Below are 15,346 nucleotides of genomic sequence, written 5' to 3'. Positions count from 1 at the left end.
TTATAAACACGACGCTTTGTTAACTGTAATTAAGGAAAGTAAATGAACAAATTTATTCTGTCTGCTATCGCAGGCGTCATGCTCTCTTCTGGTCTGGCTCAGGCTGCTTCTGGCGGTACCATCAATTTTCAGGGGCAGTTAAGTAATAACACCTGCGAGGTCGTTGTCGACGGCCAAGCTAGCAACCCGACGGTTACCCTGCCAATTGTTAGTATTGGTCAGCTAGGAAGTGCGGCACAGACGGCCGGGCTCACCGGTTTCACCCTGGCACTGGCCAACTGCAGCGGTAGTTTGAAAACCGCCTCCGCTTTCTTTGAAGCTGGTGCAACGGTAGATGTGCTTACCGGCCGCCTTAAGAACACCGGTACGGCACAAAACGTCAGCCTGCAATTGCGTGATGGTACCAGTGCTTCTCAAGCGGTGATCAAAGCGGGTAACGCGGATCAGATCAACGGCAACTCGTTTGTAAACGTCGAGTCTGGTAGCACTAACTTGCCCTATTTTGTTGAGTATTATGCTGAAGGTGCAACCACCCCAGGCACCGTCGTCAGCAGTGTTATTTACTCTATTCAGTACAAGTAATGCCTTGAGGGAGGGGCTCCCCCTCCCAAATAATCTACTTCAGGAGACTTTATGCGTTTTCCCTTTCAAAGCATTTTACGAGTAGCTGGCTTGGCCGTGCTGGCCCTATTCAGTACTCATAGTTTGGCAAGTATCGTGATTAATGGGACACGAGTTATTTACCCTTCGGATCAAAAAGAAGTCAGCGTCAGACTTGATAATACGGGTAATTCTCCCGTCTTGATCCAAAGCTGGTTGGATACAGGTGATATTAATGCCAAACCGGCAGCGATTAAGGTTCCCTTTATACTTAGCCCCCCAATAAACCGGGTAGAAGGAGGCAAGGGCCAGACGTTACGGATTAGTTACTCAGGGGGGTCGTTACCCATGGATAAAGAGTCGGTATTTTGGCTCAACGTACTGGAAGTGCCCACTAAGAAACAGGCAAAATCTGATGAAAACTACCTGCAAATGGCGTTTCGCTCACGCATTAAAGTGTTTTATCGCCCAGCAGGATTGGCAGGTAACGCGAATGATGCCGCTCAGGCAGTCACTTGGAGCGTAAAAGGCAGTAGCCTGCAGGCGTTCAACCCAACACCCTATTATGTGTCTTTTGTCAGCCTGACGGTAAATGGCAAAAAAATTGAAGGCGAGATGGTAGCACCGAGATCTGCCCTGACCTTGGCAATACCTGCTAATAAGGGGAATACAGTGAGCGGTGAATTTGTTAACGACTACGGCGCCATTAATTCATTTAACGCCGAAATTAAATAGTAATGGTTTAAGTTATACGCGTAATTTATTTAACTAGCCATCCATCAATATTCAGCAAGCAATCTTCAAGAGAGTTATCATGTTAAAAGCTTCACCCCACGGCTTGAAGAGTCAATTATCACCTTTAGCCCTGGTTATTTTGTCGACTTTTTTTGTTGGTAGTGCAAATGCTAATACTGTTGCCATAGCGCCTCAAGAAGCTACCCAGGGTATTGAGTTTGATGCTTTTTTCCTGAAAATGGATGACGAGGCGTCGGTTGACCTAAGCCGTTTTACCCACGGTGCCTCTGCACTACCAGGGATATACCGCACCGCGATATATGTCAATAATGTGCTAGTCGATAATAAAGAAATTGAATTTAAGTCACGTGAAGACAAATCCGTTTATCCATGCTTGACCACTGAAATAATAAAAAACATCGCCTTTGATTATGAGAAATTGCCGGCGGAAATTTTAAATACGACGGATTCAGGAGTGCAATGTGTCGATTTTCTACGTAAATTACCTGACGCCCAAGTTAATTTTGACAGCAGCGAACAGCGTCTGGATTTACTGATCCCTCAGATTTATATGTTGAAATCAGCACGTGGCAGCGTCAGCACGGAATTATGGGACAGCGGTATTGCTGCCCTGATGTTCGGTTATAACGTGAATGGATATTCCAGCGAGTCACAAGGCAAAACCTTTAACTCACTGTATGCCGGGGTGAATGCAGGGCTGAATATTGACGCCTGGTATTTACGGCATAACGGTGCTTACAACTGGATGGAGAACGGGCCTGCGCAATATAGCAACCGCAACACCTATTTACAGCGGGATATTCCGCAAATCATGGGTCGCGCAGTCGTTGGACAAGCCAATACGCACGGGCAGCTGTTTGACACCTTGCCGTTCACCGGCCTGCAACTGAGCAGTGATGAACGTATGCTACCAGGCTCACAACGCGGCTATGCGCCAGATATCAGAGGGATTGCGCGTACCAATGCCAGAGTGACGGTACGCCAGAACGACCAGGTGCTCTATGAAACCACGGTCACGCCCGGTGAGTTTCTGATCAACGATCTGTATCCAACCGGGTATGGTGGCGACCTGGAGGTGACGGTGCGTGAAGCGGATGGCACTGAGCAACGCTTCCGGGTGCCCTATGCATCTGCAGCGCAACTGTTGCGCCCGGGCTCATCACACTACGCCGTTACCGCTGGCAGATTACGCAGCGGCAATCTGCGTAGTAACCCCGAGCTCTATCAGTTGACCTATCAGCGTGGGTTGACCAATACCATCACCGGTTACACCGGTTTGCAGGCAAGCCAGGGCTATACCGCATTGCAGTTAGGCGCTGCCGTTGGTACCCCCATCGGAGCCGTGGCTTTTGACGTCACCCAGGCGAGTGCTCAGGTAGAAAATAAGGCAGATGAGCAGCTTGGCAAAACCTTTAAGGGGCAGAGTTATCACCTCAGTTACAGCAAAGTGATTGCTGAAACCAATAGTAACCTGTCGCTGGCGGCGTCCCGCTTCTCCTCTGATGGTTATCTGGATTTTATGACCGCCATGGAAAGCCGTGATGCGGTAACCAGGGGAGATTTTCCGGAATCGGTATCACGTGCCAAAAATCGTTTCACCGTCACGGCAGGACAGGGGCTGGCTGAAGGCTGGGGGCAGTTGAATATAAGTGGTTCAATGCAGAACTATTGGAATAGAGAAGGTAGCGAGAAGCAATTTCAGGTGGGTTACAGCAACCAATACCAGCGCTTGAGCTATAGCATTAGTGCCAACCGCAGCTATTCCAGCCTGGGAAATAACCAGAATAATTATCTGCTCAGCTTTAGCTTGCCGCTGGGTCGTGAAGACAGGATGCATACTCCTCAGTTGCGCACGGACCTTTCCCACGACAGCAGTGGCCGTTACGGTCAGCAGGTCAGTATTACCGGTACGGCAGGTGAGCAGAGTCAATTGGGTTATGCAGTAACGGCGATGAATGCCAACCAGGGAGTGGGTACCAATGGCTCGGTCAGCGGTAGCTTTAACAACTCAGCAACTGCGGTAAACGGTAGCTACGGCACCGGCAAAGGTTATCGCAGCATGGCGGCAGGTATGAGCGGGACGGTGATCGGGCATTCAGGCGGCGTGACCTTAACCCCCTATACCTCGGAGACTTATGCCCTGGTTGAAGCCAAAGGGGCGGAGGGGGCTGGCGTGTCGTCTTATCAGAACGTGACCATCGATTCCCGTGGTTATGCGCTAGTACCGTATCTGAATGCCTATCAGTTGAATGACGTCAGCATCGATCCGAAAGGCTCTTCTGCCAATGTTGAGCTGGATAACACCCGGCAGAGAGTAGTTCCTCATGCAGGTGCGGTAGTCAAAGTGAAATATGAGACCAAGAAAGGGACCCCTATCCTGATCGATGCCACATATCTAGGTGAACCATTGATCTTTGGCGCTGAGGTATTTGATAGCAAGGACAACAGTGTCGGTTCCGTGGGGCAAGGCGGGCAAGTGCATGCGCGTGTGGCGCAGGATAAAGGGCAGTTGACAGTGAAATGGGGTGAGGGGCGTGCAATGCAATGCAGCCTGGGTTACCGATTAATACCACAGGCAAAGAGCAATGCGCAGAACGCTATTCAGCAGTTTAACTCGGTGTGCCAACCCAGCGCAGCACAGCCCCATAACAGCAGCGATAAAACCCTTGTATATAGCGGTTCGTAAGGTAGAGAAATGAGTATATTAATCAATAAAATGAGTCTGATAACACTGCTGCTGGGTATGGCGGCAATCTATGCGCATAGCGCGAGCGCGGCAACCTGTTCGTTTGCTGCAGGTAATAATAGGTTTGTCGCAGCGGTACCTCTGCAAGCTCAGAATATTACCGTGGGGCCGGATACGCCGAATGGAACCGTACTGCTTTCACATTATATCGGTGGCAGCGCTACAGCAGGAAACGCACCTTCTCCCACGTTTACTTGTACTTCGTCACCAACCAGTTACAGCATACTGGCAAGATACGTGACTACCAGCACGCCAAAACCTCTATCAGCCTGGAATGGTTCACCCTATCCAGGACAGGTTTATGAAACAGGTGTACCTGGTATAGGGGCTGTCGTGTCTTATTGGGGAAGGGCATTTCCAACTGACAGACAAACCATCCCTGTTGGCAGTAATGTGCCCTTTACGGGAACGGTTGGTACAGAATTTGATCTGATATTGATTAAGATTGGGCCGGTGTCACCAGGTACGATCAGGGGGAGTGATTTACCTAGCGTCGATGTGCAAGCGACCCCAACGGGGGGCTCTCCACTGAGTTTAAACGCGATCAATTTTTCAGGTAGCATCAATATAGTGTCGCAAACTTGCCAAACGCCGGATGTGAATGTAGCGATGGGAACCGTCAATATCGCTCAGAACTTTAAGGGGCCAGCTTCTGCCTCTACCTGGCAAGATGCATCAATACGTTTGACTAATTGCCCACGCTTCCACGGCACTAAGTTTCAGTTAAGAACTTTTACCCGCGAGGGAAGTCCAACAAACAGTTCCACCCCTAATTCACTGGAGCTTAAATTGGCACCCAATACCGCTATTATTGATAGTGCCAAAGGGATTTTAGGGATTAAGACTGGAGCGGAAAGTGCTACGGGGGTAGGTATTCAAATGGCTTATGGTAGTGTCAATGATGCATCCCCTACCCTGGTCAATTTTGCTGGTAGCAGAAGCTTTAACATGATCAATAATGATGCGACCACGCAGACGTTGCCATTGGTGGCTAGATACATACAGACCGGCGATCAAATAACACCGGGGAAAGCGGATGCGGCAGTGACCTTCATGATTAATTATTATTAAGCCACATAGAATTATCTTGGGCCACGTAATCGCAGTATGTGCCGAGTTGTAGGGATAACAGCCCCCAGTTCAAAGTGATCAGCCTTAAAATTACGGGTTATCCAGGTTGCGGAAACCATTGGCATTCGCGGGATGCTGGTGCATGCGTTATCCGTTGAAGTCAGAGAATTCTATCTACGAGTGGGATTTGAACCTTCCCCCCTCGATCCGATGATGCTGATGATAACGTTGGGGGATTTGATCGAGAGTCTTTAGTGAGGGAAAGTAACGGGATAATACGACCTAAGGTGAGGGGCGCTCGCAACTGATTTTTTGAAGCTTTATTGCGCTCCCTCCTCAGCGGACTACTCGGCGTAAGCGGGTTGAAAAACAGTGCGCCCGATCTGACACGCTGCATCGAGGTAAGCCTTTGGCTCCCCCAGTTCTGGCAGCAGTAGCATTTCAGATGTCTTAACCGAAGCGCCACAATAATCAAAAATACCGTGCGTTATCTGTGCGTTAAAGGCATCGGTAAAGCCGTGACGGTCATAAACACCCTTGCTTGCCGCCCCAAGAGCAACCAAATGCACCGGTAAATGCCCCAATTTCTTGACCACCGCCCCATCTGCCGTCTCTTCATAAGCCCAGCCATTGGAAAATACGCGGTCTACCCAGCCCTTCAGTAAGGCAGGCATACTCCACCAGTAGATTGGGAACACCAGAACCAGGGCATCCGCGCTATCGATACGCTTCTGTTCGGCCAGAATATCCGCGGGAACGGTGGCCGTTTTTAAAAATGCGGCGATATCAGCAGCACCGTACACCGGATCGAAACCTTCCTGAGTGAGATCGGCAATTTCAAACGTATTGGCAGGATCGGCGGCCGCTATCCCTTCGGCAATGGCGGCTGCAACGCCATGGGTTAATGACATATCGAGAGGATGGGAAACAACGATGAGTGCGTGCATTGGGGGTGGCTCCTATTGTCAGGGCGAGGTATAAAACGTACTCTATATACCAACAGTAAGTTACCGCCGGTAAGTTACCTTTAGTATATAACGCTGTCAACGGGTAAACATGGCTATGGTCTCCAAACCACATTCGCGAGTTCGGCTATCGAGAGAAGAGCGTTATCAGCAGTTGCTGGCAACCGCATGGGAAATCATTCATGAAGAAGGCACCGAAGCGCTGACGCTCGGCCATCTGGCAGAACGCTCGGGCGTCACCAAGCCGGTCGTGTATGACCATTTCACCAACCGTTCGGGCCTGTTTGCCGCGCTATATCAAGAATTTGATTATCGTCAAACCGCGCGGATGGATGAAGCCATCCAAAATACCCAACCGGAGCTGGAGGCCTTAGCCTCGGTGATTGCCACTTCCTACATTGAGTGCGTGCTGCTGCAAGGCCGTGAAATGCCTAGCGTCATGGCTGCACTAGCCGGTACGCCCGAGCTTGAGAAAATCAGGAATGATTACGCCGTGGTGTTCATCGAGAAATGCCGCCAACTCTTTGCCCCCTTCTGCTGCGATAACCAGCTTCAGGACGCCGCACTATGGGGTATGCTCGGCTCTGCGGAAGGGTTGTCCTACGCCACCAGCTGTGGCGCGATTACGGCAGCCCAGGCAAAGGAAGAGTTATTCAGCATCATTATTTCGATGGTGCAGCGAAGTGGCGATCGGCCCGATATGGCTATGCCATAATAAGCACAGTGTTGCCCCTCATCATGGAAGAGAGTTATGCCGACGATCGTTACCCACGCCGCAGTGCCGTTATGTCTTGGTTTAGGGTTGGGCCAGAAAATCATACCGCCCCGCTTGCTGCTCGCGGGCGTGATACTGTCTATGCTGCCGGATGCCGACGTATTAGCGTTTAAATTCGGCGTGGCTTACGGCAATCAGTTTGGCCATCGCGGTTTCACGCATTCACTGCTGTTTGCGTTCCTGATGCCTAGCTTGGCACTGCTGTTCTACCGCTGGTTCAAGGTTAACCCCGTCAAGACCTGGTTATTCCTGTTTATCTCGCTGTTATCCCACAGTTTGCTGGATTCGGTGACCACCGGGGGCAAAGGCGTCGGCTGGCTGTGGCCATGGAGTGATGAGCGTTTCTTTGCGCCTTGGCAGGTGATCCGCGTAGCGCCGTTTAGCCTCGAGAAATACCTGACTCCTGCTGGGCATGCGGTGATCATGTCGGAATTACTGTGGGTTTGGTTGCCAGGTGCCATCTTGATGACCGGCATGATAGCGCTGCGTAAGTTCATGCAGCGCCAGTGAGAGATTGATTAGATAGGCGGGCGCAGCATGCAGCGCCCCGCTGTGAGCCGGTTAAGGTTTGTAAGCGGCTTAACCGACAAAATCAATTCTGGTCAGCATCAACGTCCCTTGCTGTAGAGTAAACTCCACACGCATTCCCCCTTCACAAACCTCTGACAGCCCAGGGATCATCAGGTTTGAGCCAGTGCCGATAAATACAGCGAGCGTTCCACCCTCAAAATCCCCCGATCCGACCGAATCGCAGGTGCCTTCAACCAACACTTTCTTAGTCCCATCATTGTAATAGAACTGCCCGTCCTCCTCGGCTGGGAAGTATTTTCTGGCTTGCTCCAAAGGGGTTAATGAGTTCACCCGGAAATCAGTCACCTGCTTTTTAGCGAGATTGACACCCAGCAGCGGTATTTCCTTCAAGCCATCCCTGATTTGCTGCGCATAGTGGTCAAACAGTGCAGGGGTAATGCTCTGTTGATGTTCATCAGGCGTTCCTGCCAGAAAGGTATCAGCGACGTTCTCAAGCGGGAAGACAATATGCGCCTTTAAATAGGCCATATCCGCCGTCTTGACCGCCTGTTGGAATAGCTGGAACTGAGTGAGCATCTCAACCTTGATGCCATCATCGATCTCCTGAACGAGTGGCTGATTCACCGCTTCCAGCAACTTTTGTTCGGTGATCGCCGCGGCAGGCCCACTGAAGTTACACTTCTCCACGGTCTTGCTTTCAACCATCAGCGCCTGCCACTCTGCCTTGCCATCTTTGGCCATAATGGCATCGTAGTAATTCATCCCTTGCCGATCCTGGCTCTCTTCCCCTTCCAGCCGCCCGCAGAAATACGCCATCTTGCCGGTTGTGCACAGGTGAGAAACCACAAATCTGGGTTGGGTAATAGCCCCTTGATAACTGCGCCGGACCGCATCAAGCAACGGCTTACGCTCGGCATCATAAAGACCGACGTTTTGGCACCCGCTCGCAGCGGGTTCATCTTGAAGAGTACTATGGCATTGGGCCTGCGCTGGTGAGTCGACATAAGAGTCAAAATTGCTCACCGTCGTCCAGAAGCCTTCCGCTGACTGCTGCAATTCTCGATCGTAGACCACCGTCTTGCCGTTAATTTTGGCGCTACCGCTGCCATCATTGGTTTTGGCAGTGGCACAGAAATACGCCTGCGAGCCGGAAACGCTCAGTTGTTTAACCACAAACAGGATATCAGTGGGATAGCTGACATTGGCACGCATCTGATCCAGAATGACACGCCGTAGCGGATCGTTGGCATCCAGCGTCTGCCCTTGAACATAGGGGGATAACAACACCAGCAACAGCGCATATCTTTTCATTGGGTAAATCTCATCCTGAGCAGACCTTACAGAGAGCGCTAGTATTGGAACAATTTGGCCATCATTCAATAAAAAACCCGCCAACGGCGGGTTTTGAGAGAAAAAGAGGGAGTTACTTAAGCCTGATTGGCAGGGGTCACTTTACTGGCCAGGAACTCCTGTTCGTAGGCCAGCGACTTTTTACGGTCGAACTGATGTTCCCATTTGGCAATCACCAACACCGCCAGCGCATTGCCCACCACGTTCAGAGCCGTACGCGCCATATCGAGGATACGGTCAACGCCGGCGATAAACGCCAAACCTTCCAGCGGAATACCTACGCTGCCCAAGGTCGCCAACAGCACCACAAAGGAGACACCCGGCACACCGGCAATCCCTTTTGAGGTCACCATCAGCGTCAGCACCAGAATGATCTCTTGCCCCAGCGACAGCTCAATACCGTACAGCTGTGCAATAAAGATGGCGGCAATACTCTGGTACAACGTAGAACCGTCCAGATTGAAAGAGTAGCCGGTAGGCACCACAAAGCTGGTGATGGATTTTGGCGCGCCGTAGGCCTCCATCTTTTCGATAATACGCGGCAACACGGTTTCCGAACTGGCCGTTGAGTAAGCCAGGATCAGCTCTTCTTTCAAGATGCGGATCAGCGTCCAGATACGCAGGTTACACAGCCGTGCAACGGCCCCCAGAACCACCAAACCAAAAAAGGCAATAGCGAAATAAACCAGCACTACCAGTTTGGCCAACGGCAAGAGCGAAGCGAAACCGAAGTTGGCAACCGTGACCGAGATCAGACCAAACACCCCAATAGGGGCGTAACGCATGATCATGTGTGTCACCTTGAACATGCTCTCGGCCACCGCTTTGAACACCTTCAGCAACGGCTCTTTGGTCTCCTTCGACAAGGAAGACAAGCCCAGGCCAAACAGCACCGAGAAGAAGATGATCGGCAGCATGTCGCCTTTGACCATCGACGAGAACACGTTAGAAGGAATTAATGAAAGGATGGTGGCCACCAGGCTATGTGAGCCGCTTTGCACCTGTTCCGTCGTTTTTTCATACTGTGAGATATCGACCGCGGTCAGCGCCGACATGTCGATGCCGTGCCCGGGTTGAAAAACATTAGCCAATGTCACACCCACGATGATGGCGATGGTGGTGATCACTTCAAAATAGATAATGGTTTTCAATCCAATACGGCCCAGCTTTTTGGTATCACCAATACCGGCAATACCGACGATCAGCGTGGAAATAACAATAGGCACCACGATCATCTTGATCAAACGAATAAAGATATCACCGGCGGGGCTCAATATATTACTGACCATCCAGTCACGCGATTCCGTTTGATTATGCAGCACTGCGCCCAAGATAATACCCAATACCAACGCGATCAGGATTTGCCAGGCCAGGCTGATTTTTACATTTTTCATACCCAAAAAGTCCTCAAAGACTCCGTACCAACGTGTTAAACACACCTAGGCTCCGGAAGGAATACTTAATCATTTATTACAGGCTTATGTTTGTGAACCTCTACGCCAACTGCCTTTGGTGTAACGCAGTATAAATCTGTACCATCTGAAGGCGGGCTTCTGCAAGCCTTGTTTCATCTCGATTTTGTCCGTTTCACCAGCAAAAAACCAACAAACAAAAAACGAATCGCAACATAATTACTTGTTCTAAAAAACATAATTTTAGCTTGAGCAGAACAACAGCCCATTGGATAGGACGATTTTTAATCCAAATAAAAGTGCGTGATTTGTCATTGCATTTGCATATTTAGTCTGAAATTATGTTTATATATTGTTAACAAAAAGTTTTGTAAAAGAAAATAAACTCCTCACATGCCCCCTTTAACAGACTAAGATAACTCTCAATATGATTCACACAACTAATAAATGATCGCAAAATCATTCACCAAACATCTTATTTGTATTTTCAAGAAAACAGACATAATAAAGACAGATAAAATAAGCCTCCGATAGGTTGCTGCTAACAATGGCGCTAAGTATTTATAGCAGCCATTAATAAGATCAGATCTGCTGTAAAATATAACCTTGGCCTTATTGTTTCCGGCACCATCAAGCCGATATCTCGCGCTATATTTTTAGTTATCTAAAAACTTTTTTAACAGAAATACGCCCATTCCCGTCTTTTCACCGTCAACCAAACAGTTACACAACACAATTACGACAGTAACTATTACAAATCAACATCTTCGTTGCGTGATCTGCCGCCCAAAAAAGAAACAAACCGTCATGGCAAACTATACTTAACCATCAGTTGACATATCATTAACAATTCTAAGGAGAAAAACCATGAGCCAACTGCACAAACACGCCATTCCTTCTGCAATTGCAGATCGTGCCCTGATTAATCCGGAGCAATACCAGCAGTATTATCAACAATCTGTACAAGACCCAGCGGCATTCTGGGGCGAGCACGGCAAGATCCTCGATTGGATCAAGCCCTATACCTCAGTGAAGAACACCTCCTTCGATCCCGGCCACATCAGCATCCGCTGGTTTGAAGACGGTACCCTTAACCTGTCAGCGAACTGTCTGGACCGCCACTTGGCCGAACGCGGCGACCAAACCGCCATCATCTGGGAAGGTGACGATCCTACCCAATCAGCCAAAGTGACTTACAAACAGCTGCATCACGATGTCTGCCAGTTCGCCAACGTGCTGAAAAAGCTCGGGGTGAAAAAAGGCGATGTGGTGGCCATCTATATGCCAATGGTGCCTGAAGCCGCCGTCGCCATGCTGGCCTGTGCGCGCATTGGCGCCGTGCACTCGGTGATCTTTGGGGGCTTTTCCCCAGAAGCCGTAGCGGGTCGTATTATCGACTCCAACGCCAAACTGGTGATCACTGCTGATGAAGGGCTGCGTGCTGGCCGCGCGGTACCGCTGAAAAAGAACGTCGATGATGCGCTGAAGAACCCAGGGGTGAAAAGCGTCAACAACGTGGTGGTTTTCCAACGCACCGGCAAGCCGGGGTACTGGCAAGAAGGGCGCGATCTCTGGTGGCATGAGCTGACCGAAGGCGTATCTGCCGACTGCCCACCGGAAGAGATGAACGCGGAAGATCCGCTGTTTATCCTCTACACCTCAGGCTCAACCGGCAAACCGAAAGGCGTGGTGCATACCACTGGGGGCTATCTGGTTTACGCCGCACTGACCTTCAAATACGTCTTTGATTACCATGATGGCGACGTCTATTGGTGCACCGCCGACGTGGGCTGGGTTACCGGCCATAGCTACCTGTTATATGGCCCATTGGCCTGCGGTGCCATTACGCTGATGTTTGAAGGCGTGCCGAACTACCCAGGCGTAAACCGTCTGTCGCAGGTAGTGGATAAGCATCAGGTCAATATCCTGTATACCGCACCAACGGCAATCCGCGCCCTAATGGCCGAAGGCGATAAAGCAATCGAAGGCACCAAACGCGATTCGCTGCGCATTATGGGTTCCGTGGGTGAGCCGATCAACCCAGAGGCCTGGGAGTGGTATTACAACAAGATTGGTAACGCCAAATGCCCGATCGTTGATACCTGGTGGCAGACCGAAACCGGTGGCTTCATGATCACCCCGCTACCAGGTGCTACCGAGCTGAAGGCTGGCTCCGCCACTCGCCCATTCTTTGGCGTGCAACCTGCATTGGTCGACAATATGGGCACCCCGCAGGAAGGCGCCTGTGAAGGCAACCTGGTGATCACCGATTCTTGGCCGGGTCAGGCGCGGACCCTGTACGGTGACCATGACCGCTTCGAGCAAACCTACTTCTCTACCTTTAAAGGTATGTACTTCAGCGGTGACGGCGCACGCCGTGACGAAGATGGTTATTACTGGATCACCGGCCGTGTCGATGACGTGCTGAACGTTTCCGGCCACCGTCTGGGCACCGCCGAAATTGAATCCGCATTGGTATCTCACCCCAAAATTGCCGAGGCCGCGGTGGTGGGTATTCCGCATAACATCAAGGGCCAGGCGATTTATGCCTATATCACCCTGAATCATGGGGAAGAGCCAACGCCGGAACTGTATGCCGAAGTACGTAACTGGGTACGTAAGGAAATCGGGCCAATAGCCACGCCTGACATTCTCCATTGGACCGACTCTTTACCAAAAACGCGGTCTGGCAAAATTATGCGGCGTATTCTGCGCAAAATTGCCGCCGGTGATACCAGCAACCTGGGGGATACCTCAACGCTGGCGGATCCGGCTGTAGTCGAAAAACTGTTGGAAGAGAAACAATCAATGAAAGTTCCATCCTAATCCGCGCTGCCTCCGGCCGTTCATCTGCCATACGCAGCTGAACGGCCTGTATACCTGAAAGCTTTCAACTGCAGTAAAGCCGATCCCAGACATTTGGCTGGGATGGGTCAAGGCGGCCCGCAGAGCGCCAATTTGCCAGCTGGAAGGGTATCGCGTGGCGTACTTGTTCAATACCTATTGGAGAAACTCGGATGAATGAAGATATTTATCAAAGGATTGAAGAAAACCCGCGCTTTCAGGAGCTGGTGCAAAAGCGCAGCCGTTTCGCCTGGCTCCTGTCACTGATCACACTCGCGCTGTACGTCGGCTTTATCTTGCTGATCGCCTTCGATCCTCAGTGGTTGGGGACTCCACTCGGTCCCGGATTAACCATTACCCGTGGGATCCCGGTTGGCGTGGGATTGATCGTGATTTCTTTCGTGTTAACCGGGATCTATGTTTATCGTGCCAACGGTGAATTCGATCGCCTGAATGCTGAAATCCTGCGCGAGGTGAAGCAATGAAGCGCCTACTTTCAGCTACCGCACTGTTGGCCCTGCCAGGCCTAAGCCATGCCGATGCCATTGGTGGTGCAGTACAGCGCCAACCGCTGAACATCCAGGCCATCATCATGTTCCTGCTGTTCGTCGGTGCCACTCTTTACATCACCTACTGGGCTTCCAAACGTACCCGCTCTCGTCAGGATTACTATACCGCTGGCGGGCGCATCACCGGGTTGCAAAACGGCCTGGCTATCGCCGGCGACTTTATGTCTGCGGCATCGTTCCTCGGTATCTCCGCGCTGGTTTATACCTCCGGCTATGATGGGCTGATTTATTCCATCGGCTTCCTGATTGGCTGGCCAATCATTTTGTTCCTGATTGCCGAGCGGCTGCGCAACCTTGGCCGATATACCTTCGCCGACGTGGCCTCTTACCGCCTGCAACAGAAGCCGATCCGCTCACTATCGGCCTGTGGTTCCCTGGTGGTGGTGGCGCTGTACCTGATCGCCCAGATGGTGGGCGCGGGTAAATTGATCCAGCTGTTATTCGGCCTCAATTACCACGTCGCCGTTATCTTGGTCGGCATATTGATGGTGCTGTATGTCCTGTTCGGTGGCATGCTGGCGACCACCTGGGTGCAAATCATCAAGGCCGTGCTGCTGTTGGCCGGTGCCAGCTTTATGGCGCTGATGGTGATGAAATCCGTCAACTTTGACTTCAATACCCTGTTTGCCGAAGCCGTGAAGGTGCATCCGAAAGGGCTTGCCATCATGAGCCCGGGTGGACTGGTCTCCGACCCTATTTCCGCCCTCTCCCTGGGTCTGGCATTGATGTTCGGTACCGCCGGTTTGCCACATATCCTGATGCGTTTCTTCACCGTTAGCGATGCCAAAGAAGCGCGTAAGAGCGTGTTCTATGCCACCGGATTTATCGGTTATTTCTATATCCTGACCTTTATTATCGGTTTCGGTGCGATCCTGCTGGTCAGTGCCAACCCGGCCTTCAAGGATGCCAGTGGCGCATTGCTGGGCGGTAACAACATGGCAGCGGTGCATTTGGCTAACGCGGTGGGAGGGAACTTCTTCCTTGGCTTTATCTCTGCGGTAGCATTTGCCACGATCCTGGCGGTGGTTGCCGGGCTAACCTTGGCAGGGGCTTCTGCGGTTTCTCACGATCTCTATGCCTGCGTCATCAAAAATGGCAAAGCAACCGAGCGTGATGAGCTGAAAGTTTCCAAAATCACCGTGGTGTTGCTCGGAGTGGTGGCTATTGCGCTGGGGATCCTGTTTGAGAAGCAGAACATTGCCTTTATGGTGGGGCTGGCATTCTCCATTGCAGCCAGCTGTAACTTCCCAATCATCATTCTTTCCATGTACTGGTCACGCCTGACCACGCGGGGAGCAATGATCGGCGGATGGCTTGGTCTGTTAACCGCAGTGATCCTGATGATCCTGGGCCCAACTATCTGGGTACAGATCCTCGGCCATGCCAAACCGATTTATCCTTACGAATATCCAGCGCTGTTCTCTATGCTCGTCGCGTTTATCGGCACCTGGTTCTTCTCTGTGACCGACAATTCGTTGGTTGGGCAGCAAGAGCGCGTGAAATTCCGCGCCCAGTTTGTACGTTCACAAACCGGGCTGGGGATTTCGCAGGGAAGTGCACACTAAGGCGTTCATTTGGGCTGAGGTTGACTCGGCCCTGCTTTAAAGAGTTAGCCTGCTGGGTCTTCTGGCAGGTTTATTTGCAGATCGAGTATTACCCCTCACCCTAACCCTCTCCCTGTACAGACCGGGGACATCATGAACACTTGTTCGGGGACATGGTAGACA

Annotated in this window: 12 protein-coding genes and 1 pseudogene; 10 read left to right on the top strand and 3 right to left on the bottom strand. The window is 51.1% G+C overall.

Annotation, left to right across the window (positions count from 1 at the left end; genetic code table 11):
• Positions 1–42: 42 nt before the first annotated feature.
• The 5 genes and pseudogenes from KGP21_RS02010 to KGP21_RS01990 form a co-directional block, all read left to right on the top strand.
• Positions 43–582: a fimbrial protein gene (locus tag KGP21_RS02010; RefSeq protein WP_094982069.1), complete on the top strand. Its 540-nt coding sequence runs from the start codon at positions 43–45 to the stop codon at positions 580–582.
• Positions 583–633: 51 nt separating this feature from the next.
• The gene (locus KGP21_RS02005; protein ID WP_094982068.1) at positions 634–1,335 is read left to right on the top strand and encodes a fimbria/pilus periplasmic chaperone; all 702 of its coding nucleotides are present in this window, start codon (positions 634–636) and stop codon (positions 1,333–1,335) included.
• A 79-nt stretch (positions 1,336–1,414) separates the two neighbouring features.
• Complete coding sequence (locus tag KGP21_RS02000) at positions 1,415–4,042, top strand: fimbria/pilus outer membrane usher protein (protein WP_094982067.1); 2,628 nt, start codon at positions 1,415–1,417, stop codon at positions 4,040–4,042.
• Positions 4,043–4,051: 9 nt separating this feature from the next.
• The gene (locus tag KGP21_RS01995; RefSeq protein ID WP_094982066.1) at positions 4,052–5,173 is read left to right on the top strand and encodes a fimbrial protein; all 1,122 of its coding nucleotides are present in this window, start codon (positions 4,052–4,054) and stop codon (positions 5,171–5,173) included.
• A 90-nt stretch (positions 5,174–5,263) separates the two neighbouring features.
• A pseudogene (locus tag KGP21_RS01990) lies at positions 5,264–5,428 on the top strand (GNAT family N-acetyltransferase); the annotation flags it as partial.
• Between the two features lie 89 nt (positions 5,429–5,517).
• Here the strand turns inward: KGP21_RS01990 and KGP21_RS01985 are convergent.
• Positions 5,518–6,120 (bottom strand): NAD(P)H-dependent oxidoreductase, encoded by a 603-nt coding sequence (locus KGP21_RS01985; protein WP_059199492.1) that lies wholly within the window; start codon positions 6,118–6,120, stop codon positions 5,518–5,520.
• Between the two features lie 109 nt (positions 6,121–6,229).
• Here KGP21_RS01985 and KGP21_RS01980 point away from each other — a divergent pair, with 109 nt between their 5' ends.
• Positions 6,230–6,853, top strand: coding sequence for a TetR/AcrR family transcriptional regulator (locus KGP21_RS01980; protein ID WP_223500684.1), 624 nt, complete (start codon positions 6,230–6,232; stop codon positions 6,851–6,853).
• Between the two features lie 36 nt (positions 6,854–6,889).
• Complete coding sequence (locus tag KGP21_RS01975) at positions 6,890–7,423, top strand: metal-dependent hydrolase (protein ID WP_094982065.1); 534 nt, start codon at positions 6,890–6,892, stop codon at positions 7,421–7,423.
• 69 nt (positions 7,424–7,492) lie between these two features.
• Here KGP21_RS01975 and KGP21_RS01970 read toward each other — a convergent pair whose 3' ends face one another.
• Both KGP21_RS01970 and gltP read right to left on the bottom strand, forming a co-directional pair.
• Positions 7,493–8,755, bottom strand: a complete 1,263-nt coding sequence (locus KGP21_RS01970) for a hypothetical protein (RefSeq protein WP_223537026.1) — start codon at positions 8,753–8,755, stop codon at positions 7,493–7,495.
• 116 nt (positions 8,756–8,871) lie between these two features.
• Positions 8,872–10,188 (bottom strand): glutamate/aspartate:proton symporter GltP, encoded by a 1,317-nt coding sequence (gene gltP, locus KGP21_RS01965; protein ID WP_223537023.1) that lies wholly within the window; start codon positions 10,186–10,188, stop codon positions 8,872–8,874.
• Positions 10,189–11,073: 885 nt separating this feature from the next.
• On the opposite strand from gltP, the gene acs reads away from it, so the two are divergent.
• From acs to actP, 3 genes are all read left to right on the top strand, one after another.
• Entirely contained in the window at positions 11,074–13,032 is a 1,959-nt protein-coding gene (gene acs, locus KGP21_RS01960) for an acetate--CoA ligase (protein ID WP_094982063.1), read from the top strand.
• 191 nt (positions 13,033–13,223) lie between these two features.
• Positions 13,224–13,535 (top strand): DUF485 domain-containing protein, encoded by a 312-nt coding sequence (locus KGP21_RS01955; protein ID WP_021182245.1) that lies wholly within the window; start codon positions 13,224–13,226, stop codon positions 13,533–13,535.
• Positions 13,532–15,184: a cation/acetate symporter ActP gene (gene actP, locus KGP21_RS01950; protein WP_021808071.1), complete on the top strand. Its 1,653-nt coding sequence runs from the start codon at positions 13,532–13,534 to the stop codon at positions 15,182–15,184. Before KGP21_RS01955 ends, actP begins: the two co-directional genes overlap by 4 nt.
• Positions 15,185–15,346: the final 162 nt, after the last annotated feature.

The sequence above is a fragment of the Serratia sp. JSRIV004 genome, from assembly GCF_019968705.1.
Classification (GTDB): domain Bacteria; phylum Pseudomonadota; class Gammaproteobacteria; order Enterobacterales; family Enterobacteriaceae; genus Chania; species Chania fonticola_B.
This window is presented reverse-complemented; position numbering and strand designations above follow the sequence as displayed.

Coding starts and splice junctions, on each gene's coding strand:
- KGP21_RS02010 (WP_094982069.1), top strand. CDS start 43: ATGAACAAATTTATTCTGTCTGCTATCGCAGGCGTCATGCTCTCTTCT.
- KGP21_RS02005 (WP_094982068.1), top strand. CDS start 634: ATGCGTTTTCCCTTTCAAAGCATTTTACGAGTAGCTGGCTTGGCCGTG.
- KGP21_RS02000 (WP_094982067.1), top strand. CDS start 1,415: ATGTTAAAAGCTTCACCCCACGGCTTGAAGAGTCAATTATCACCTTTA.
- KGP21_RS01995 (WP_094982066.1), top strand. CDS start 4,052: ATGAGTATATTAATCAATAAAATGAGTCTGATAACACTGCTGCTGGGT.
- KGP21_RS01985 (WP_059199492.1), bottom strand. CDS start 6,120: ATGCACGCACTCATCGTTGTTTCCCATCCTCTCGATATGTCATTAACC.
- KGP21_RS01980 (WP_223500684.1), top strand. CDS start 6,230: ATGGCTATGGTCTCCAAACCACATTCGCGAGTTCGGCTATCGAGAGAA.
- KGP21_RS01975 (WP_094982065.1), top strand. CDS start 6,890: ATGCCGACGATCGTTACCCACGCCGCAGTGCCGTTATGTCTTGGTTTA.
- KGP21_RS01970 (WP_223537026.1), bottom strand. CDS start 8,755: ATGAAAAGATATGCGCTGTTGCTGGTGTTGTTATCCCCCTATGTTCAA.
- gltP (WP_223537023.1), bottom strand. CDS start 10,188: ATGAAAAATGTAAAAATCAGCCTGGCCTGGCAAATCCTGATCGCGTTG.
- acs (WP_094982063.1), top strand. CDS start 11,074: ATGAGCCAACTGCACAAACACGCCATTCCTTCTGCAATTGCAGATCGT.
- KGP21_RS01955 (WP_021182245.1), top strand. CDS start 13,224: ATGAATGAAGATATTTATCAAAGGATTGAAGAAAACCCGCGCTTTCAG.
- actP (WP_021808071.1), top strand. CDS start 13,532: ATGAAGCGCCTACTTTCAGCTACCGCACTGTTGGCCCTGCCAGGCCTA.